Annotated in this window: 16 protein-coding genes; 12 read left to right on the forward strand and 4 right to left on the reverse strand. The window is 71.7% G+C overall.

All coding sequences use genetic code 11. The features are described from left to right. The first annotated feature begins 2 nt into the window (after positions 1 to 2). Both ACZ6TD_RS13105 and hemC read left to right on the forward strand, forming a co-directional pair. Entirely contained in the window at positions 3 to 3,077 is a 3,075-nt protein-coding gene (locus tag ACZ6TD_RS13105; protein WP_471353703.1) for an SAV_2336 N-terminal domain-related protein, read from the forward strand. 64 nt (positions 3,078 to 3,141) lie between these two features. After that, a complete protein-coding gene (gene hemC / locus ACZ6TD_RS13110; protein WP_471353706.1) occupies positions 3,142 to 4,095 on the forward strand; it encodes a hydroxymethylbilane synthase in 954 nt (317 codons plus the stop codon). 55 nt (positions 4,096 to 4,150) lie between these two features. Here hemC and ACZ6TD_RS13115 read toward each other — a convergent pair whose 3' ends face one another. Continuing rightward, on the reverse strand, positions 4,151 to 4,867 hold the full coding sequence (locus ACZ6TD_RS13115; RefSeq protein WP_471353707.1) for an SDR family NAD(P)-dependent oxidoreductase: 717 nt from the start codon (positions 4,865 to 4,867) through the stop codon (positions 4,151 to 4,153). Positions 4,868 to 5,057: 190 nt separating this feature from the next. Between ACZ6TD_RS13115 and ACZ6TD_RS13120 the strand changes: the two genes are divergently transcribed. Next, positions 5,058 to 6,086 (forward strand): Lrp/AsnC family transcriptional regulator, encoded by a 1,029-nt coding sequence (locus ACZ6TD_RS13120; protein WP_471353710.1) that lies wholly within the window; start codon positions 5,058 to 5,060, stop codon positions 6,084 to 6,086. 11 nt (positions 6,087 to 6,097) lie between these two features. Here ACZ6TD_RS13120 and ACZ6TD_RS13125 read toward each other — a convergent pair whose 3' ends face one another. Beyond that, a complete protein-coding gene (locus tag ACZ6TD_RS13125) occupies positions 6,098 to 7,510 on the reverse strand; it encodes a phytoene desaturase family protein (protein ID WP_471357692.1) in 1,413 nt (470 codons plus the stop codon). Between the two features lie 47 nt (positions 7,511 to 7,557). Next, positions 7,558 to 8,385, reverse strand: coding sequence for an inositol monophosphatase family protein (locus ACZ6TD_RS13130; RefSeq protein ID WP_471353712.1), 828 nt, complete (start codon positions 8,383 to 8,385; stop codon positions 7,558 to 7,560). Between the two features lie 322 nt (positions 8,386 to 8,707). Here ACZ6TD_RS13130 and ACZ6TD_RS13135 point away from each other — a divergent pair, with 322 nt between their 5' ends. The 9 genes from ACZ6TD_RS13135 to ACZ6TD_RS13175 all read left to right on the forward strand — a co-directional run bounded on the left by ACZ6TD_RS13135 (position 8,708) and on the right by ACZ6TD_RS13175 (position 18,462). Next, positions 8,708 to 9,589, forward strand: a complete 882-nt coding sequence (locus tag ACZ6TD_RS13135; RefSeq protein ID WP_471353714.1) for a transketolase — start codon at positions 8,708 to 8,710, stop codon at positions 9,587 to 9,589. Next, complete coding sequence (locus ACZ6TD_RS13140) at positions 9,586 to 10,557, forward strand: transketolase family protein (protein ID WP_471353716.1); 972 nt, start codon at positions 9,586 to 9,588, stop codon at positions 10,555 to 10,557. The genes ACZ6TD_RS13135 and ACZ6TD_RS13140 overlap by 4 nt, the downstream gene beginning before the upstream one ends. Beyond that, a complete protein-coding gene (locus ACZ6TD_RS13145; protein ID WP_471353718.1) occupies positions 10,544 to 12,157 on the forward strand; it encodes an FGGY-family carbohydrate kinase in 1,614 nt (537 codons plus the stop codon). The genes ACZ6TD_RS13140 and ACZ6TD_RS13145 overlap by 14 nt, the downstream gene beginning before the upstream one ends. Further along, entirely contained in the window at positions 12,154 to 12,942 is a 789-nt protein-coding gene (locus ACZ6TD_RS13150; RefSeq protein ID WP_471353721.1) for an SDR family oxidoreductase, read from the forward strand. The genes ACZ6TD_RS13145 and ACZ6TD_RS13150 overlap by 4 nt, the downstream gene beginning before the upstream one ends. A gap of 43 nt (positions 12,943 to 12,985) precedes the next feature. After that, the gene (locus ACZ6TD_RS13155) at positions 12,986 to 13,999 is read left to right on the forward strand and encodes an ABC transporter permease (RefSeq protein WP_471353723.1); all 1,014 of its coding nucleotides are present in this window, start codon (positions 12,986 to 12,988) and stop codon (positions 13,997 to 13,999) included. Positions 14,000 to 14,052: 53 nt separating this feature from the next. Continuing rightward, on the forward strand, positions 14,053 to 15,018 hold the full coding sequence (locus ACZ6TD_RS13160) for a substrate-binding domain-containing protein (protein ID WP_471353725.1): 966 nt from the start codon (positions 14,053 to 14,055) through the stop codon (positions 15,016 to 15,018). 25 nt (positions 15,019 to 15,043) lie between these two features. Then, positions 15,044 to 16,549 carry a sugar ABC transporter ATP-binding protein gene (locus ACZ6TD_RS13165; protein WP_471353727.1) on the forward strand — a complete coding sequence of 502 codons (1,506 nt, stop codon included), beginning with the start codon at positions 15,044 to 15,046 and terminating at the stop codon, positions 16,547 to 16,549. Between the two features lie 68 nt (positions 16,550 to 16,617). Further along, a complete protein-coding gene (locus tag ACZ6TD_RS13170; protein ID WP_471353730.1) occupies positions 16,618 to 17,643 on the forward strand; it encodes a sugar-binding transcriptional regulator in 1,026 nt (341 codons plus the stop codon). 51 nt (positions 17,644 to 17,694) lie between these two features. After that, on the forward strand, positions 17,695 to 18,462 hold the full coding sequence (locus tag ACZ6TD_RS13175; protein ID WP_471353733.1) for an SDR family oxidoreductase: 768 nt from the start codon (positions 17,695 to 17,697) through the stop codon (positions 18,460 to 18,462). 27 nt (positions 18,463 to 18,489) lie between these two features. Here ACZ6TD_RS13175 and ACZ6TD_RS13180 read toward each other — a convergent pair whose 3' ends face one another. Further along, complete coding sequence (locus ACZ6TD_RS13180) at positions 18,490 to 19,980, reverse strand: MFS transporter (RefSeq protein ID WP_471353735.1); 1,491 nt, start codon at positions 19,978 to 19,980, stop codon at positions 18,490 to 18,492. Between the last annotated feature and the right edge of the window lie 61 nt (positions 19,981 to 20,041).

The raw sequence follows: 20,041 nt of genomic DNA on the forward strand, positions 1-20,041 counted from the left end.
CGATGGCCAGGGACGTCGGCCAGCTCGGCGAGGACCTGGGCGCGCTGCTCGCGGTCCTCGCGGACAGCGGCGTCCCGCTGGCGCAGGAAGAGCTGCTGGACGCGCTGTGGCTGGCGGGGCGACTGCCCGCCGGGGCCGAGGACGCGCCGGTACTGCGCTGCCTGACCCGGCCGCCGGTTGCCGCGCCGCCCGACGCCCCGGCGGAGGAGGAGGCGGACGCGGACGGGGACTACCTCCTCGCCCCGTCGGCGTCCCGCGGCGCCCTGGGCCCGCCGTCGGCGCCGGCCGCGGGGCCCGCGGGCCCGCTGCACGCCGCGCCGAACCGCTCCCGCCCGGCGGACCGGCGCGCCCCGGATACGGCCGGCGCGCTGCCGCTGCGCGTCCCGGAGGGCAAGGCGCTCCGCGCCGAGCTGCGGATCGGCCGGGCGCTGCGCCCGCTCAAGCAACACCGGCCCAGCGTCTCCAAGCGGGAGCTGGATGTGGACGCGACGGTGGCGGCGCTCGCCGAGACCGGTCTGCCGGACGTCGCCCTGCGCCCCGCCCGCGAGCGCTGGCTGGATCTGGCGCTGGTCATCGACGACGGCATGTCGATGCTGCTCTGGCAACGGCTGGCCACGGAGATCCGCGCGATGATGGAGCGGCTCGGCGCCTTCCGGGTGGTACGGACGTACGGGCTGCACTCCCGCGGCCCCGCCGGCCCGCCCGAGCTGAGCGCCCGCCCCTTCGATCCGTCGTCGGCCGCGAGGCCGTCGCAGACGCTCGCCGATCCGTCCGGTCAGACGCTAGTCCTGGTGTTGAGCGACGGCATGGGTCCGGCCTGGCGGGACGGCCGCAAGCACGCGGCGGTGCTGCGGTGGGCGCGGTGCGGGCCCACCGCCATCCTGCACGCGCTGCCGCGCCGGATGTGGGACGGCTCCGGCATCCGGGCGCAGCGGTGGCAGGTGACGACCCGGCAGAGCGGCGCGCCGAACACCGAGTGGAGGGTCAGCGACCCCGTGCTCCCGGCGGACCTGGCCCCGTTCGACGGCATTCCGGTGCCGGTCATCGAACCGGATCCCACGTCGATGACCGCCTGGGCGCGGCTCGTGGCCTCCCCGGGCGGAAGCGCGCTGATGTCCCTTCTGTGCCGTCCGGAACCGGCCCGTGAGGGCGGAGCGGCGCCCGCCGACGGGCTCGGCGCCGTCCAGCGCTTCCGTGACGCGGCCTCTCCGGATGCCTACCGCCTCGCCGCGCACCTCGCCGCCGTCGCCCCCGTGTCCGTGCCGGTCATGCGGCTGGTGCAGGCCGCCGTCCCCTGGCAGGCGGAGACCGCTCACCTCGCCGAGGTCTTTCTGGGCGGGCTGATGCGGCCGGTCGCGGCGGGGCCACCGGCGGATGAGCCGCTGCCGCAGCACCGTGTCTTCGACTTCACGGAGACGGCGCGGGATGCCCTGCTGGACGCCGTGCCGACGGCCGAACTCATCGGCACCGGGCGGCACATCGGGCAGAAACTGGAGCAACTGGCTGGCCGTGCACCGGACTTCCCCGCGTGGCTGGCCCATCCGGACGGCCCCGACAGCCTTCCCGCCGGGGCGCGGGCCTTCGCCGAGGTGGGATCCCGCCTGGCGGCGCGGTTCGGCGCCCCCACGCTTCCGCCACCCCCGCCCCCGCCGTCGGTGGTGGAGCTCCCGGTGGGGCCGAGGCCCCCGGACGACGTCGAAAGCTGGGCGGCAGACCTGGGGTTCGTCGCGGCGGCGCCCCCGGGAGCCCCGGATTTCCGGGAGAACCCGGAAAACAGGGAGACCTTGGAGACCGGGGACGCTTTCGCGGCCCTCTTTCCCTTTCCCGAGCCGGCCGGGGACGGCCCGGGGGAGCGGCAGGACACGGAAGCATGGCAGCCGCCGCACTGGGCCATCTGCCCGTCCTGCGGCAGTCCGCTGGAGCAGGACGACCGCTTCTGTGGCTCTTGCGGCACGGATCTCCGCGTTCCCCTGCTAGCCTCGCGGACCGACCACTGCCCCGACTGCGGGGCGGCCGCGCCGCCGTACAACCGCTACTGCGGGCACTGCGGCCACCAGCTCCCACCGCATGAGCCCGCGGCCTTCCCGCCCCCCCCGCCCGCTTGGCCCACCGGCGCCCCGCCCGCTCAGACGCCGTCGGTGACGGGCTCCTCGCTCGGGTACTCCGCGTCGGTCGAGCTGTCGTCCGACCGGCTGATGCGCGGCAGGCCGCAGAAGCGCAGAAGAGCGCAGCTCGCCTCCCTGTTCAGGTTCGGCGGCCGGAGAGACGAGGCGGAGCGGCAGCGCAAGCAGGAGCTGATCCGTACGCCGGTGCTCTCCTGCTACCGCATCGCGGTGATCAGCCTCAAGGGCGGTGTGGGCAAGACCACGACGACCGCCGCCCTCGGCTCCACCCTCGCCGCGCTGCGCCCGGACAGGATCCTCGCGATCGACGCCAACCCCGACGCGGGCACCCTCGGCCGCCGGGTGCGGCGCGAGACCGCCGCGACCATCCGCGACCTGGTCAACGCGATCCCGTATCTCCACAGCTACATGGACATCCGGCGGTTCACCTCACAGGCGCCGTCGGGGCTGGAGATCCTCGCCAACGACGTGGATCCGGCGGTCTCCACGACCTTCGGCGACCAGGACTACCGCCGGGCCATGGACGTGCTCGGCCGGCAGTATCCGATCATCCTCACCGACACCGGCACCGGTCTGCTCTACAGCGCCATGCGCGGTGTCCTGGACCTCGCCGACCAGCTGGTCGTCGTCTCGACCCCCTCGGTGGACGGTGCGAGCAGCGCGAGCACCACGCTGGACTGGCTGGCCGCGCACGGCTACGCCGATCTGGTCTCCCGCAGCGTCACGGTCATCTCGGAGGTGCGGGAGACCGGCAAGATGATCAAGGTCGAGGACATCGTGTCGCACTTCGAGACCCGCTGCCGCGGTGTGGTCGTCGTGCCGTTCGACGAACATCTCGCGGTGGGCGCCGAAGTGGACCTGGAGATGATGCGGCCGAAGAGCCAGGAGGCGTACTTCGATCTCGCGGCCATGGTCGCCGAGGGTTTCCCCCTCGAGCCCCGGGCGGACGGCTGAGATCTACGGCATAGCTGCCGGGGGCGTGGCTCGGGGCGGGTCCGGGACGCCCTATCCTCTACCCATGTCTTCCGCCTCCGACTCCGGTTCCGCTGAACTGATCCGCATCGTCTCCCGCTCCTCCCCCATGGCCCTCGCCCAGGTCGAACGGGTCCGTACCGAGCTGGCCGCGCTGCGGCCGGGGATCCGTACGGAGGTCGTACCGGTCACCACCTCCGGCGACCGGTGGATGGGCGATCTGTCGAAGCTGGGCGGGAAGGGGGCGTTCACCAAGGAGGTGGACGCCACGCTGCTGGCGGGTGAGGCGGATCTCGCGGTGCACTGCATCAAGGACGTGCCCGCCGACCGTCCGCTGCCCGCGGGCACGGTCTTCGCCGCGTACCTCAAGCGGGACGACATCCGCGACGCCGTGATCCACCCCGGCGGGCTGACCCTCGACGAGATGCCCGCGGGGACCCGGATCGGCACCTCCTCGGTCCGCCGCGTCGCCCAGCTCGCCATCACCCACCCGCAGTTGGAGTGCGTGCCGATGCGCGGCAACGCCAACCGCCGGCTGGAGAAGCTGGACGCGGGCGAGTGCGACGCGCTGCTGCTGGCCGTCTCGGGCCTGGAGCGGATCGGCCGTACGGACCGGATCAGCGAGATCCTGCCGGTGGACACCATGTGCCCGCCGATCGGGGCCGGGGTGCTGGGGCTCCAGTGCCGGGAGGACGACACCGAGACGATCGAGGCCGTGGCCGGACTCGGCGACGCCGCCGTCTGGAAGGAGATCACCGCGGAGCGCATGCTGCTGCATGTGCTCCAGGGCCACTGCAACTCCCCCATCGCGGGCTACGCCAGGGCCGAGCGCGACGGCCGCCTCTCGCTGCGCGCCCGGGTCTTCAGCCCCGACGGCAAGACGGTCCTGGACGCCCACGAATGGGCGGGCCCCCTGGACCCGGCCACCCTGGGGACGTCGGTCGCGGTGGCGCTCCTCCGCCAGGGCGCCCGCGAGGTCATCGACACCATCCCCCACTGAGGCGGCGTCCCGCGCCGAGGCAGCCGACGGCCCCTGCCGCGCGTTCGGCGGGGCTTCACCAGGGCACTGTCCGCCCGGAGCGGTCCAGATAGGCCAGGCCGGGCGTGCCCAGTCTGGACAGCAGGACGTCCACCAGCAGCGGGACGCTCTCCTCGACGGTGAACGGCGCGTCCGGCCCCCCGAGCGCGGTGCGGATCCAGCCCGGGGCCAGGAGGACGAAGCCGCGCTGTGTCTCGGCCTGCCGGGCCGCGAAACCGCGCATGAACATGTTCAAGGCCGCTTTGCTTCCCCGGTAGACCTCACGGCCCGCGGTCGTGTTGTTCGTGATGCTGCCCTGTCCGGACGACATCGCTCCGATGAGGCCGGTGGGGGACACCAGGTCTTCGAGCGCCTCGATGACGCGCATCGGGCTCAAAGCGTTGGTGATCATCACCTCGACGAAGTCGTCTGTCGCCACCTTGCCGATGGGTGTCTGCTCGTTGTTCGTGGTGCCGGCGTTGACGAAGAGCAGGTCGAGCCGGCGTTCCACAAGACGTTCGTGCAGGGGCGCGAGGTGGTCGGGCTCGTTGATGTCTAGATGCTCGATGCTGACGTGGCCCTCGGCACTGTCGGCGAGATCGTGCAGGGGCGTTCGCGCGGAGGTGTCGCGGACCGTGCCGATGACGTTCCAGCCTCGGCCGAGGAATTCAGCCGCCATCGCGTGGCCGAGGCCGCGCGACGCCCCGACGATGAGGGCGGTCGGCATGTGCTGCCCTGTGGCAGTCGATGACATGCGGCGTCATCTCCGTTCCTTTACGTGGCGAGCTCACTTCGTGCGTGCTTGACCCGGACCGCCTCGGGGCGACACCGGAGTGCGACCGCTGGGGCTCTTGATCGGTACGGGACAAGTCTGCTCGCCGTGCTGTCGCGGGAGCGATCCAGGCAGCTCGATATGTAGGATTCCCGCTATGGCAGGTGCGTCAGTGTCTGGATCCGTCGCGATACAACCCGATGATGTGCGAATCATTCGAGCACTGCAGGTCGCCCCGCGAGCCTCCTTCGCCTCGATAGCGGCCGCGCTCGGCCTCACCGAAGCCACCATCAACCGCCGGTATCGGCGCCTGCGGTCCGACGGCGTCATCCGCGTCGCCGGCGTGGTCAACCCGGGGGCGCTGGGACAAAGCAGATGGCTGGTACGACTACGCTGCCGGCCCGGCAGCGTCGCGGCGATCGCGGGCGCACTCGCCAAGCGAGACGATGTCAACTGGGTGGCCCTGGGCGCGGCGGGCTCCGAAGTCACATGCGCGACTCAGTCACGGGATCAAGCCCAGCGGGAAGAGCTGCTCGGCGAACGGCTTCCGCGCACCGCGGCGGTGCTCGACATCAGTGCCTTCGCCATGCTCCGCCAGTTCATGGGAGGCCGCGGCCACTACTGGGCCGCGCTCCACGGCGTGCTGTCCCCGGAGCAGGAAGCCATGCTCGGGAGCGACAGCCCCCCGTTCACGGAGTCTCCGGTCGTCACCGACGACCCCGTACACCTCACCGCCGAAGACGAGAAGATACTTGACGCGCTCGCCGCGGATGGCCGGGCCAGTCTCGTCGCCCTCGCCACAGCGGCGGACTCCACCCCGGGCCGCGTATCCCGACGCCTGCGCGTCCTGCTTCGGGAACGCGTCGTCCACATCGACGTCGAGATCGCCCCAGCGGCTCTGGGCTATCACGCGCGGGCCAACCTGTGGCTGCGAGTGCACCCGTCAGAGGTGAAGAACGTCGGACGCTCGCTGGCACGCGAACCCGAGATCGCTTTCGCGGCGGCCATCTCCGGCCCCTACAACGTCCATGCCGTCGCCCACTGCCGAGACCTCGACGAACTCTTCGAATTCACGTCGGAGCGCATCGGGGCCCTGCCCGGCCTGCAGAGTATGGAAGTCTCACCTGTCCTACGGCACATCAAGCAAGCAGGCACGCTGCTGTCCGGCGACCGCCTCGTCGGGCCCACCACTCAACCGTGACGTAACACGGCCTACCGCGCCCGCAGCCGCCGCCACACCGCCCGCGCCGCGTGGTGGCCCGACATGCCGTGGACGCCGGGGCCCGGTGGGGTGGCGGAGGAGCAGAGGTAGACCGCGGGGTGGGCGGTGGCGTAGGGGACGCGGGCGAGCTTGGGTCGTATGACGGCCTGGACGCCCTCGAAGGCGCCGCAGGCGATGTCGCCGTCGATGTAGTTGGCGTTGCGGGCGGCGAGTTCGGGTGGGCCGGCCGCCGCGCGGGCCAGGACCAGATCGCGGAAACCGGGGGCGAAGCGCTCGATCTGACGCTCGATCACCTCCGTGGCGTCGCCCTTCCAGCCGCTGGGCACATGGCCGTACGCCCAGAAGGTGTGCTTGCCCTCCGGGGCGCGGGAGGGGTCCAGGAGGCTGGGCTGGGCGGTGATCAGGAACGGGACGGAGGGGTCGCGGCCCTCGACGGCGGCCCGGAGCGCCGCGCCGATCTCGCCGGAGGTGGGGCCGATATGGACGGTGCCCGCGCGGCGGGCGTCGGGCGCGGTCCAGGGGACCGGGCCGGACAGCGCGTAGTCGATCTTGAAGGCGCTGGCCCCGTAGCGGTAGCGGCGGTAGGCGTTGCCGAGACCGGCGATGCGGGCCAGGGCGCGCGGCGAGGTGTCGAAGATGTAGGCGCGGGCGGGCGGCAGTTCGTCGAGCCGCTTGACCTCGGTGGAGACGTGGATCGTCCCGCCGTGTGCGCGCACGTACGCGCCCAGCGCGTCCACGATCGACTGGGAGCCACCGCGCGGGATCGGCCAGCCGACCTCGTGGGCCGCGACGGCGAAGATCAGGGCGAGGCCGCCGGTGGCCGGTGCGCTGGTGGGCGCGATGGCGTGCCCGGCCAGCCCGGCGAACAGGGCGCGCGCCTTCTCGTCGCGGAACCGGAGCGGACCGGCGAGCAGCGAGACCGGCTGGAGCGCGTGCAGTCCGAAGCGGGCCCAGGTGATCGGGTCGCGGGGCACCCCGTCCCAGAGGGCGCGCAGCAGATCGGGGGCGAGGGTGGCCCAGCGGCCGAGGTAGGGGGCCAGCAGCCGGCGGTAGGTCCCGGCGTCGCGGGGGCCAAGCGACATGGCGGTCTCGCCGACCGATCGGGCCAGCACCGCGGCCGTGCCGTCCGGGAAGGGGTGGGCCAGCGGCAGCTCGGGGTGGAGCCACTCCAGGCCGTACCGGGCCAGCGGCATCCGGTCGAAGGCCGGGGAGCCGATGGCGAGCGGGTGCACGGCGGAGCAGGGGTCGTGCCGGAAGCCGGGGAGGGTCAGCTCTTCGGTGCGTGAGCCCCCGCCGATGGTGTCCGCGGCCTCGAAGACCTCCACCGCGCAGCCGCGGCGGGCGAGTTCGACGGCCGCGGTCAGCCCGTTCGGTCCGGCACCCACAACGACCGCGTCGAGCATGGACGGCACGTCGGCTCCCCCTCGTCCTCGAGGTATCAGTGGAACGATCAGCCGGCGGCGGCCAGCAGGCCCAGGATATGCCGAACGGCCGCCTCGTCCCTGGCCGCCGTGAAAGGAAGGGCGTTGCCCCCGCTGATCCGGAACGACGTGCCGTCCAGTGTGCTGTGCGCCCCGCCCGCCTCGTCGACCAGCAGCAGTCCCGCGGCGTGGTCCCAGGCGTTCTCCCAGGTGAAGGCGACGGCGTCGAGCAGCCCCCGGGCCACGTTCAGATACTCCAGACCGGCCGAACCGCAGGGTCGCGCCTCGGCCCCCGGCGCCCGCAGGCCCGACAGGGTGCGTTTCTCCGCGTCGGTGGTGAAGTCGAAGTGGGAGATGGCGACGTGGAGGGCCGTGCCCGGCTCCGGGGAGCCGCTGTGGATCGGCTCGCCGTTCAGCAGCGCGCCCCCGCCACGGCGGGCGATGGCCATCAGGTCGAGCACCGGGGCGTACGTCCAGGACGCGAGGAGCTCTTCCCGGTGGGCGAGGGTGACCAGCGTCGAGAAGCCGGGGTCGCCGTGGACGAACTGCCGGGTGCCGTCGACCGGGTCGACGATCCAGACGGGCGCGTCGCCGCCGAGGGCGGTGAGCACGGCCGGGTTGGCGTGCACCGCCTCCTCGCCCACCACCACGGAGCCGGGCAGCAGCTTGGTGAGGGCGTCGGTCAGACGCTCCTCGGCCTGCCGGTCGGCGGTGGTGACCAGGTCGTGCGGGCCCTGCTTCTCGACGATCTCATGAGCGGCGAGCTGCCGGAAGCGCGGCATGACCTCCTCGGCGACCGCCGCGCGGACCGCCTCCTCCACCGCGCCGAGATCACCGGTGAGAAATTCATCGATCATGCGTTCATCGAACCACGGCTCGGCGACCACCGGTGGCATGGCGGCTGCCGGACAGTGTCATCGAGGTGAAGGCATCGGAGCGCGGCGGAACGCGCGAGTCCTTTCTCACCCGCCCCCGGTCATCTTCTTTCTCGCCTGACCCCGGTTCACCCCATTGACACATGGCTGAAACCCGCCTTACGTTGCGGGCACCACAATTCACTAGTGAATAAATATTCACTCCTTTCCCCGAATCACCCTCCCCACCGCCTCCTGAGTGGTCCCGACGGTGCGGCACCAGACCTGCCGGACCTCACCGAAGTCAGCGACCAAGGACGTTCAGATGCTCAAGCCAGACCCCGACGGCGCCGAACGGTTCCGGGCGCGACGCCGCCGTATCGCCGACGAAGGCAGCCCCGCCGACACCCACGACCTACGACTTCTGGCCACAGAAGTGCGGCGCAGCGTGGTGCGCATGATCGACGAGGCCCAACTCGGCCACATAGGCGGCGACCTGTCGGTCACCGACATCCTCGCCACCCTCTTCGGACGGGTCCTCGACGTGGACCCCGGCGAGCCCCGCAGACCGGACCGCGACCGATTCATCCTCAGCAAGGGCCACTGCTCTGCGGCCCTGTACGCCACGCTCGCCCACTGCGGCTACTTCCCCCTGTCCGAGTTGTCCACGTTTATGGCCCCGCTGTCCCCGCTCAACGGCCATCCGAACCGGACCAAGGTGCCGGGTGTGGAGACGAACACCGGGCCACTGGGGCACGGATTCCCCGTCGCGGTCGGCTGCGCCCTGGCCGCCAAGCTCTCGGGCCGGTCCTACCGCACCTATGTCGTCCTCGGCGACGGCGAGTTGCAGGAGGGCAGCAACTGGGAGGCGGCGATGACCGCCGCCCACTACGACCTCGGCTCCCTCACCGCGATCGTCGACCGCAACCGCCTCCAGCAGGGCGCCCGCACCGAGGACACCAAGCGTCTGGAGCCGCTGGCGGACAAGTGGACCAGTTTCGGGTGGGAGGTACGCGAGGCCGACGGACACGACCACGCCCAGCTGCTGTCCGCCCTGCGGCCCTCCACGACGGGCCGGCCGGTCGCCGTGGTGGCCCACACCGTCAAGGGCAAGGGCGTGTCGTTCATCGAGGACCGCGTGGAGTGGCACCACAAGGTGCCCGACACCCGCCAGGTCCACGCCGCACTGGAAGAGCTGAGCCGATGACCGCCGATCTGATACCCGACAACGCCACCCGGACCCATGACTGCCGGCGGGCCTTCGCCGAGGAGCTCATCGCCCTGGCCGCCGAGGACCCGCGGATCGTCGCCGTCTGCAATGACTCGGTGGGGTCGAGCAACCTCGTCCGCTTCCGGGAGCTGTACCCCGACCGGCTGATCAATGTGGGCATAGCCGAGCAGGACCTCGTCGGCGTGGGCGCGGGGCTGGCGAACGGCGGGCTGATTCCCTTCGTGAGCGCGGCCGGTCCGTTCCTCACCGGCCGGGCCACCGAGCAGATCAAGACCGATGCCGCGTACAACGGTCTGCCCGTCGTGCTGTGCGGCCAGAGCCCCGGCCTGGCGTACGGCGAGCTGGGGCCGACCCACCACTCGATCGAGGATCTGTCGTGGATGCGGGCCATCGCCGATCTGGCCGTGGCGGTCCCGGCCGATCCGGCCCAGACCCGCGCCGCCGTACGCTGGGCGGCCGCCCATGACGGCCCGGTCTATCTGCGCATCCCGCGCTTCAAGGTCCCCTCCGTCACTCCGGAGGGCGCCCCCTTCGAGCCCGGACGGGCCATCCAGCTCACCGAGGGTGATGACATCACGGTGCTGGCCATCGGCACCCTGGTCTCCCGTGCGCTGGCCGCGGCCCGGACGCTGCGCGCCGAGGGCATCGGCGTACGCGTGCTGAACATGACCTTCGTCGAACCGATGGACGAGGAAGCGGTGCTGCGCGCGGCCCGCGAGACCACGGGCCTCATCACGGCCGAGGAGGCCACCACCACGGGCGGGCTGGGCGCGGCGGTGGCCGGCCTGGTGGCCCAGAACCATCCGGTCCCCATGCGAATCCTGGGGGTGCCGCGGCAGTTCGCGCCCACCGGCAGCACCTCTTTCCTGCTGGAACACTTCGGCCTGACCGCGGACGGCATCGCCGTCGCCGCCCGGGAGCTGCTGTCCCATGAGCACGGCTGAGCCGCTCGTCCTCGCCGTCGACCAGGGCACCAGCGCGACCAAGGCGATCCTGGTCGACCGGCACGGGGACATCGTCGCCCGTCGATCCGCCCCGGTGGCCCTGGCCACCCCGGCCCCGGGATGGGTCGAACAGTCGGCGGAGGAGATCTGGGACAGCTGCCGGCGAGTCGTCGCCGCATGCCTCGACGGGCAGGACGTCTCACGCGTGGCCACCATCGGCCTGAGCACCCAGCGCGAGTCGCTGCTGCTGTGGGACCGGGCGACCGGAGCCCCGCTGAGCCCGCTGCTCGGCTGGCTGGACAAGCGCACGGCGGGCGATCCCGCGCTCCTGCGCGCCGTGCCCGACGCGGAGCTGATCCGCGAGGTCAGCGGTCTGCCGCTGGACCCGATGTTCTCGGCGCCCAAGGCCGCCTGGCTGCTGGACCGGTACGACCCCGATCGGCGCCGCAGCCGCGCGGGCGACCTGTGCCTGGGCACGGTCGACTCGTGGCTGCTGTTCAAGCTCGGCGGGGCCCACCTCATCGAGGCCGGCAACGCCGCCCGCACCCAACTGCTCGATGTCCGCCGGTGCGTATGGGACGAGCGGCTCACGCGGATCTTCGACGTGCCGCATGAGGTGCTGCCACAGGTCGTACCGTCACAGGGCCCGTTCCCCGGGACACGCGGGCTGGCGCCTCTGCCGGACGGGGTGCCCGTGACCGCCGTGCTCGGTGACTCCCACGCGGCGCTGTTCGCCCATGCGGGCTGGCAGCGGGGGACGGTCAAGGCGACGTACGGAACCGGTTCGTCGGTGATGGCGGTGATACCCGCCGCGACCAGGGTGTCCTCCGGGCTGTGTCTGACCGTCGCCTGGCAGACCGGCGGCTGCCCGACCTGGGCGGTGGAAGGCAACATCCGCTCCACCGGGGCCACCGTCAACTGGCTGGCGGGCCTACTCGGGCGTCCCCCGTCCGAACTGGCGGAGCTGGCCGCCGACAGCAGCGAGGGCGTGACCATTGTCCCGGCGTTCGGGGGTCTGGGCGCCCCGTGGTGGGACGAGAACGCGGTCGGCCTGATCAGCGGGATCACCCTCGGCACCGAGGCCGGGCATATCGCACGGGCCGCGCTGGAGTCGATCGCGTTCCAGGTCGAGGACGTGGTGGCGGCGGTCGAGCGGGAGACCGGCCCGGTGGCCCGGCTGCTCGCCGACGGTGGAGCGAGCTCCAACCCGGTGCTGATGCAGCTGCAGGCCGACACCAGCGGGCGCGTCGTGGAGCGGGCCCTGGCCCGCGATCTGTCGGCCCTGGGCGCCGCCCACCTCGCGGGGCTGACCCGGGGGGTGTGGGACCAGCCCGCCTTGGACCAGCTGAACCGGCCCTGCGAGATCTCCACGCCGGTCGAGGACAAGGCCACCCGCGCCCGGAGGCTCGCGTCCTGGCATGCGGCGGTGCGGCGCGCCCGTCTCCGAGCGCCCGCCGGGCAGGACGACCCCGCCCCGGCCGCCCCCGTGCTGTCCCCGCCCGTCGGCACCGGGACGACCGCCGAACCGGCACCCGCGCCGCGGGCGCCCGCCGCCCCTCGTCGGGCACCCGAGCCCTCGACCACCGGAGGAACGTCATGACGGGGAGATACGCGGGACGGTCCGTCGTCGTCACAGGAGCCGCGCGCGGGATCGGGCTCGGGATCGCCTCCCGGTTCGCCGGGGAGGGCGCCGACGTCCTGATGGTCGACGCGGACGGTTCCGTGGTGGACACGGCAAGGGACCTGGCCACCGAAAGCGGCACCGGGACCCTCGGTCTCCGGGCCGATGTGACCTCGCCCGAGGACGTGGCCCGTGCCTTCGCCCTCGCCGAGGACACCTGGGGCCGGCTCGACGTCCTGGTCAACAACGCGGGCGTCATCACCATCAGCCGGCTCGAAGACCTCACCCACGACGACTGGCAGAAGGTCCTGTCGGTCAACACCACCGGCACCTTTCTGTGCGCCCAGGCCGCGGCCGCGGCGATGCGCCGGCACGGCCGCGGCGGGCGCATCCTCAACGCCGCCTCGGGACAGGCACGGCAGGGGTTCATCTATACGCCGCACTACGCGGCCAGCAAGTTCGGGGTCGTCGGCCTCACCCAGAGCCTGGCCAAGGAGCTCGCCAAGGACCGGATCACGGTGAACGCCTACGCCCCCGGCATCGTCGGCAGCGACATGTGGGACTACAACGACCGCGTCTGGGGCGGGCTCCTCGGCACTTACGAGCCCGGGGAACTGATGGCCGAGTGGATCGCGGGAATCCCGCTCGGGCGCGCCGGAACCCATGACGACATCGCCCATCTGCTGCTCTTCCTCGCCTCACCGGAGGCGGAGTACATCACCGGCCAGACGATCAACGTCGACGGCGGGATGTTCATGAACTAGCGCCGACCGACGTCGGCAACCGAAAGCCACTCGGAGGATTTCCATGAGCACGACCGGCAACGCCGCGACAGCTGTTGACGCACCACCGGACACCCACCGCATACGGCTACCGTCCTGGCTGACGGGCATGCTCACGGGATCGCGCGGGCCCGCCCTCGGGCTGGTCGCCATGTGCGTCGTCTTCTTCATCGCGACGCCGTACTTCCTCACCCAGAGCAATCTGCTCAACATCGTCGACCAGACCGCCGTCCTGGGTCTGCTCGCCCTGGGCATGACCGCCGTGATCGTCATGGGCGGCATCGATCTCTCGGTCGGCGCCGTGCTCGCGCTGGCGACCATGGTGGTCGGCTGGCTCTCCCACAACGAGGGATGGCCGCTGTGGCTGAGCGCGATGGCCGCGATCGGCGTCGCGGGGGCGTGCGGCCTGGCCAACGGGCTGGGCATCACGTACACCAAACTGCCGCCCTTCATCGCGACGTTGGCGATGATGTCGATCGCCCGCGGGCTGGCCAACGTCATCACGGACGGACAGCAGATCGTCGGGTTCCCCGACTGGTTCGACAATCTGTCCACCTCCCGGTACCTCGGCATCTTCACCGCGTCGACCGCCGTGCTGGCGGCGCTGTACGTGGCCGGCTGGGCCTATATGCGTTACCGGTCCGGCGGGCGCGCCCTGTACGCCATCGGCGGCAGCGCCGAGGTCGCCCGACTCGCCGGTATCCACGTGAAGCGGCGGACGGTGCTCGTCTACACCGCGACCGGACTGTTGGCGGGTCTCGCCGGGGTGTTCCTGACGATGCGCCTGGACTCCTCCCAGCCGAGCGCCGGTACCGGCTATGAGCTCGACACCATCGCCGCCGTGGTGATCGGCGGAGCGAGCCTCAGCGGCGGTGTCGGCTCGGTCAGCGGCACGCTGTTCGGCGTGCTGATCATCGGAGTCCTGCGCAATGGACTCAACCTGCTGGGCGTGTCCCCGTTCATCCAGCAGATCGTCATCGGTCTGGTGATCGCGCTGGCCGTCATGCTCGACGTCCTCCGTCGACGGGAAACGCGCTGACCACCCCGGTCTCTCCCCCTTTGATCACCCCGGCACGACCAAGGAGCAGTTCCATGACAACGCGACGAGTGATAGCCACCGGGATCGCGGCCACCATGCTGGTCGGCGTGGCCGCCTGCGGGCGGGGCGGCGGCGGTGCCAAGACGGCCGACGGCAAGCAGGTCACGATCGGCCTGGCCGTGGCCAACCTCCAGGCCGACTTCTTCAATCAGATCAAGCAGTCCGTGACGGCCGAGGCCAAGAAGAAGGGCATCAAGGTCGTCGTCTCCGACGCCCATGGCGACGCGGCCACCCAGGTCAACCAGATCCAGGACTTCGTCAGCCGTCAGGTGAGCGCCATCATCTACATCCCGGCGGGCGCCACAGCCGCCGGCGTCCCGGTGAAGGCGGCGAACCGCGCGCACATCCCGGTCGTCACGGTCGATCGCAACCCACCCGGCCAGCCCGGCAAGTCCTTCATCGCCAGCGACAGCGTGGCGGCCGCCCGGACGCTCGGCGACTGGGTCGTCAAGCAGTCCGGCGGCAAGGGACAACTCGGGATCCTCCAGGGCCAGATCGGCACCACCCCGCAGGTGGACCGGCAGAAGGGCTTCGGCGAGGCCCTCAAGAAGGCGCCGGGCATCAAGGTGGTGTCCCAGCAGCCCGCCGACTGGGCGCAGGACAAGGCGTACTCGGTGGCCCAGGACATGCTCCAGGCACACCCCGGCATCGACATCCTGTGGGGGCAGGCGGACGCGATGGCGCTGGGCGCCGCCCAGGCCGTCAAGGCGTCCGGTTCGCACAAGAAGCATCTGATCGTCGGCTTCGACGGGGACATCGCCGGGCTGAAGGCCGTCCGCAAGGGCACCGTCGACGCCACGATGGTCCAGCAGACGCGGAAGATGGGCCGGATGTCCGTGAACACCGCCCTGGACATCATCAAGGGCAAGAAGGTCCCGGCCGTACAGCTGCAGCCCGCGTTCCTGCTGACCAGCAAGGACCAGAAGAAGGCCACCGAGTTCATCAAGACCCACCCGTGAGCGGCGGCATGGAGGAGACGCGACGATGACGGACATCGGCCGGCACCCGGCGGCGGGGTCCTCCCAGGGCCTGACCGTACGGGGGATATCCAAGCGCTTCGGGGCCACCCAGGCGCTCGACCGGATCGACCTGGACGTGCACCCCGGTGAAGTGGTGGCGCTGCTCGGCGAGAACGGCGCCGGAAAGTCGACGGTGTCCAACATCGTCGCGGGCACCTTCCCCTCCGACACCGGCCGGATGACCTGGCAGGGGCGGCCCTACGAACCCAAGTCCCCCGGGGACGCCATCCAGCACGGCATCGGACTCATCCACCAGGAGATGCGTCTGCTCCCGGACCTGTCCGTGGCCGAGAACGTGTTCCTCGGCCGGCTTCTGCGCCGCCGCGGTCGGATCGACCGCGCCGAGATGAACCGGCGGGCGCGGGAGCAACTGCGGCGGCTGGGGCTCGACATCTCCCCCACCCGGCTGGTGCGCACGCTGCGCGTGGCCCAGCAGCAGCAGGTCGAGATCGCCAAGGCGCTGACCCTCGACGCGCGCCTGCTGATCCTCGACGAGCCGACGGCCGCTCTCGGCGGCGAGGAGACCGATCACCTCTTCGAACGGATCGACGCGCTGCGGAAGGACGGCATGTCCTTCATCTATGTCAGCCACCGGCTGGAGGAGATCGCCCGGATCTGCGACCGGGTGGTGGTGATGCGCGACGGACAGTGCGTCGCCACACACTCGACCGCGAACGTGCCCGTGACCCAATTGGTGGAGGAAATGGTCGGGCGCAGCATCGAGCGCATCTTCCCCGACACCGGTGCCCCTCGGCCGCGCGAGGTGCTCCAGGTGCGCGACCTGGCGAACGCCTCCTTCCAGGACGTCTCGTTCACGGTTCACGAAGGCGAGGTGCTCGGCATCGCGGGGATCGTCGGGGCGGGCCGTACCGAACTGGTGCGCGCGATCGCGGGTGTCGACCCGGTGACCGGGGGGTCGGTGGCCGTCGAGGGCCGGGTGCTGCGGCTGCGCGGACCCCGCGACGCCATCGAGGCGGGCATGGTGCTGGTTCCCGAGGACCGCAAGGCCCAGGGAGCCGTACTCGACCTGTCGATCGGGGACAACGTGGCCCTGCCGAACCTCGACCGGATCGCCCGCCGGGGCTGGCTGAGCCCGCGGCGGGTGGCGTCGGTGGCCGGCGACGCCATCCAGGTCATGACCGTCAAGGGGCGGGCGGGCCAGCCCGTGCGCACGCTCTCCGGCGGCAATCAGCAGAAAGTCGTCATCGCCAAGTGGCTGGAGCGCAAACCGAAGGTCGTCATCCTCGACGAGCCGACCCGCGGCATCGACGTCGGTGCCCGTGCCGCGATCTACGAGGTGATCGCGGACCTGGCCCGGTCCGGTATGGCGGTCATCGTGGTCAGCTCCGACCTCGACGAGGTCCTGGGGCTGTCCCACCGTGTGCTCGTCCTCAGCCGGGGACGGCCGCGGGGGATCCTTCGGGCGGCCGAGGCCACCGACGCCGCGGTCATGCGTCTCGCCACGGCATGATGCACAGGGCGGCTCGCCCTCGCCCGGGCGCCGTCGCCCGAGCGCTTGGGCCTGCCTGAAAGGACGACATGAATCCCCACAGCCGGACCGGTCAGCCGATGACCCGCCGCACCACCCGCATGGCGACCAGCGACGAGCAACTGCGGCTGATGACCCGTATCGCCCGCCTCTACCACGAGCAGGGCATGCGACAGCCGCGGATCGCCGAGGAGTTGCACATCTCCCAGGCGCGCGTCTCCAGGCTGCTCACCCAGGCCGCCAAGCTCGGCATCGTCCGCACCATCGTGGTACCCCCCGACGGTGTCTTCGCCGATCTGGAAGAGGAGATCGCGGCGGCTTACGGGCTTCGCGATGTGGTCGTGGTCGACGTCGAGGGCGAGGCCGACTCCGTCATCCCGGCGCTCGGCGCGGCGGCCGCCGTCTATCTGGAGACGACGCTCATGGAGGGCGACCGGCTGGGAATCTCCTCGTGGAGCGCCACACTGCTGGCGGCCGTCGAGGCCATGCGGTCCCGGCCCGGCGGGCGGTTCCTGGAGGAGGTCGTCCAGCTGATGGGCGGGGTGGGCGAGCCACAGGTCCAGGTCCAGGCGACCCGGCTGATGGGGCGGCTCGCCGAGATGACCGGGGCGGAACCGGTCTTCATGTCGGCCCCGGGTCTGGTCGCCGGGGCCACCGTCCGGGACGCGATCCTCGCCGACCCCAAGGTGAGCAGCGTGGCCGCGGCCTGGAAGAACCTCACCCTCGCGATCGTGGGCATCGGCAGTCTCGAACCCTCACCGCTGCTGCGCCGCAGCGGCAATATCTTCGCCCTCGACGACCAGGAGAAGCTGCGCAGTCTCGGCGCCGTGGGCGATATCTGTCTGCACTTCTTCGACGAGAACGGCACCCTGCTCGACAGCGATCTCAACGACCGCGTCATCGGCATCACCCCGGATGTCTACCGAGCCGTCCCGCGCCGTATCGGGGTGGCCGGCGGAGACCGCAAGTACGCCGCGATACGGGCGGCGCTGCTGGGCGGCTGGGTCGATGTCCTGATCACCGATCTCGGGGTCGCCGGCCGACTGGCAGGCAGGCCCGACCGACACGCGCCGTGAAACCGGCCGACACACGCCGGGGAACCGGCCGACCGAACCTTGGAGGAGCCCATGGCCGTCCCCTCGTTCCGACTCGATGACAGCGTCGCCCTCGTCACGGGAGCCGGCAGCGGCATTGGCCGGCGCCTGGCGATCGGGCTCGCGGAGATGGGGGCCGATGTCGGGTGCCTCGATCTGCCGCAGAGCGATCTGGCGGGCACGGCCGAGGCGATCGGGGAGACCGGGCGACGAGCGGTCGCGCTCCCTGCCGATGTGACGCGGGTCGAGGCTCTCGCGGAGGCCGTGGCCCGGGTCGAACGCGAACTGGGTCCGCTCCGGCTGGCGGTCAACGCCGCCGGGATCGCCAACGCCGCCCCGGCCGAGGACATGCCGGTCGAGCAGTGGAACAAGGTGATCGAGGTGAACCTGAACGGTGTGTTCCTCTCCTGTCAGGCCGAAGGCCGGGCGCTGCTGCGCAACGGCGGCGGCTCCATCGTCAACATCGCCTCCATGTCGGGCACCATCGCCAACCGGGGGCTGACCCAGGCCCACTACAACGCGTCGAAGGCCGCCGTGATGCAGCTGACCAAGAGCCTGGCCACGGAGTGGTGTGACCGCGGCATCCGGGTCAACAGCGTGAGCCCCGGCTATACGGCCACCCCCATGAATCGCCGCGCCGAGGTGGCCGAACGCGTCGCGCGGTTCGAAGCGGACACCCCACTGGGCCGGATGGCGACGGTGGACGAGATGGTCGGGCCCACGGTTTTCCTGCTGAGCGATGCGGCGAGCTTCGTCACGGGGGTGGATCTGCTGGTCGACGGGGGCGTCACCTGCTGGTAGGGGCCCTCGCCGAGGGCGCCGCAGGGGTCACGGCACGCGTTCGGCGGGCTGGTCGGGGGCCGGTTCGGGGCTGGGCTCCGCCGGGCGGTGGGCCAGGGCGCCGGTGGTGAGCAGGCCCAGCGTCACGATGGCGAGCCCGCACCCGGCCATGATCGCCCAGCCCAGGTGGCTGGCCCCGGGGAACCCGGAGCTGAAGGGGCCGTGCACCCGGGCGGTGGAGACCGAGCCGAGGACGGCTACGCCGAGGGCCGCCCCCACCTGACGGCCGGTCGAGGTGACCGCGGCGGCCACCCCCGCCTGGGAGCGCGGCATCCCGGAGACGGCCGAGTAGGTGAGCGGGGCGTCGAGCATGCCGAAGCCGATGCCGAACGCCACGTAGGCGATGACGAGGTACCAGATCGGGGTGTCCGCCCGCACCTGGGTCAGCAGCAGTCCGCAGGCCGCCGTACCGGCACCGGCGATCACCATCGGGACGCGCGGGCCGCGGGCGCCGACGATACGGCCCGCGAGCGGCGAGGAGACCAGGGTCATGGCCGCCATCGGCAGCGTGAGCAGCCCGGTGTGCAGCGGGGAGAATTCCTTGACGTCCTGGAGGTACAGGGCGTTGAGGAAGAGGAACCCGGCGAGCGCGGCGAAGCCGCACACCGCCGAGGCGATGGCGCCGCTGAAGGAGGGGCTGCGGAAGAAGCGGACGTCCAGCAGCGGTTCGACGCGGCGGAGTTCATAGCGGATGAGAGAGACGGCGGCGGCCACGGCGACGGTGAAGCAGCCGACGATGGGCGCCGAGTCCCAGCCCTTGACCGGGCCCTCGATGATGCCGAACGTGAGCGTCGCCAGCGCCACGATCACCAGCAGCTGCCCCACCGGATCGAGCCTGCGCGGCCGCGGGGCCTTGGACTCGGGGACGAACAGCGCGGTGAGGGCCAGGGCGAGGGCGGCGACCGGGAGGTTGACCCAGAAGACGGCCTGCCAGCCGGTGGAGTCCACCAGCGCACCGCCGACGACGGGCCCCAGCGCGATGCTGACGCCCGCGACCGCGCCCCACATCCCGATCGCCCTGGCCCGCTCCTTCAGGTCGGTGAAGGTGTTGGCGATGATCGAGACCGCGACGGGGTTGAGCATGGCGCCGCCCATGGCCTGCACCATCCGGAAGGCGATCAGCGAACCGGTGTCGGAGGCCAGCCCGCACAGCAGCGACCCCAGGCTGAACAGCAGCAGCCCGGTCTGGAACGTTCTGCGCCTGCCGAACCGGTCGGCCATGGAGCCGGAGAGCATCAGCAGGCTGGCGAGCACCACGGTGTAGGCGTCCACCGTCCACTGGAGCCCCGAGGGCGTGGCGTCCAGATCCTCCTGGATGGACGGCAGGGCGAGGTTCACGATGGTGGTGTCGAGGCCCACCATGAACAGGCTGATGCAGCAGATCCCCAGGATCAGCCACTTGTGGCGGTGGTGCGGCGGCGGGCGGTCGCCCTCGCTGTCCGCGTGGCCCGGGGTGGCTGGGCTCGTGGCGCCGGCCATGGTTCGCCTCCCGATCGGGGCGGGTCGTGCCCCCGGCGCACGGGCCGCTGCGACCTCCGCA

Source organism: Streptomyces yongxingensis (assembly GCF_055597465.1).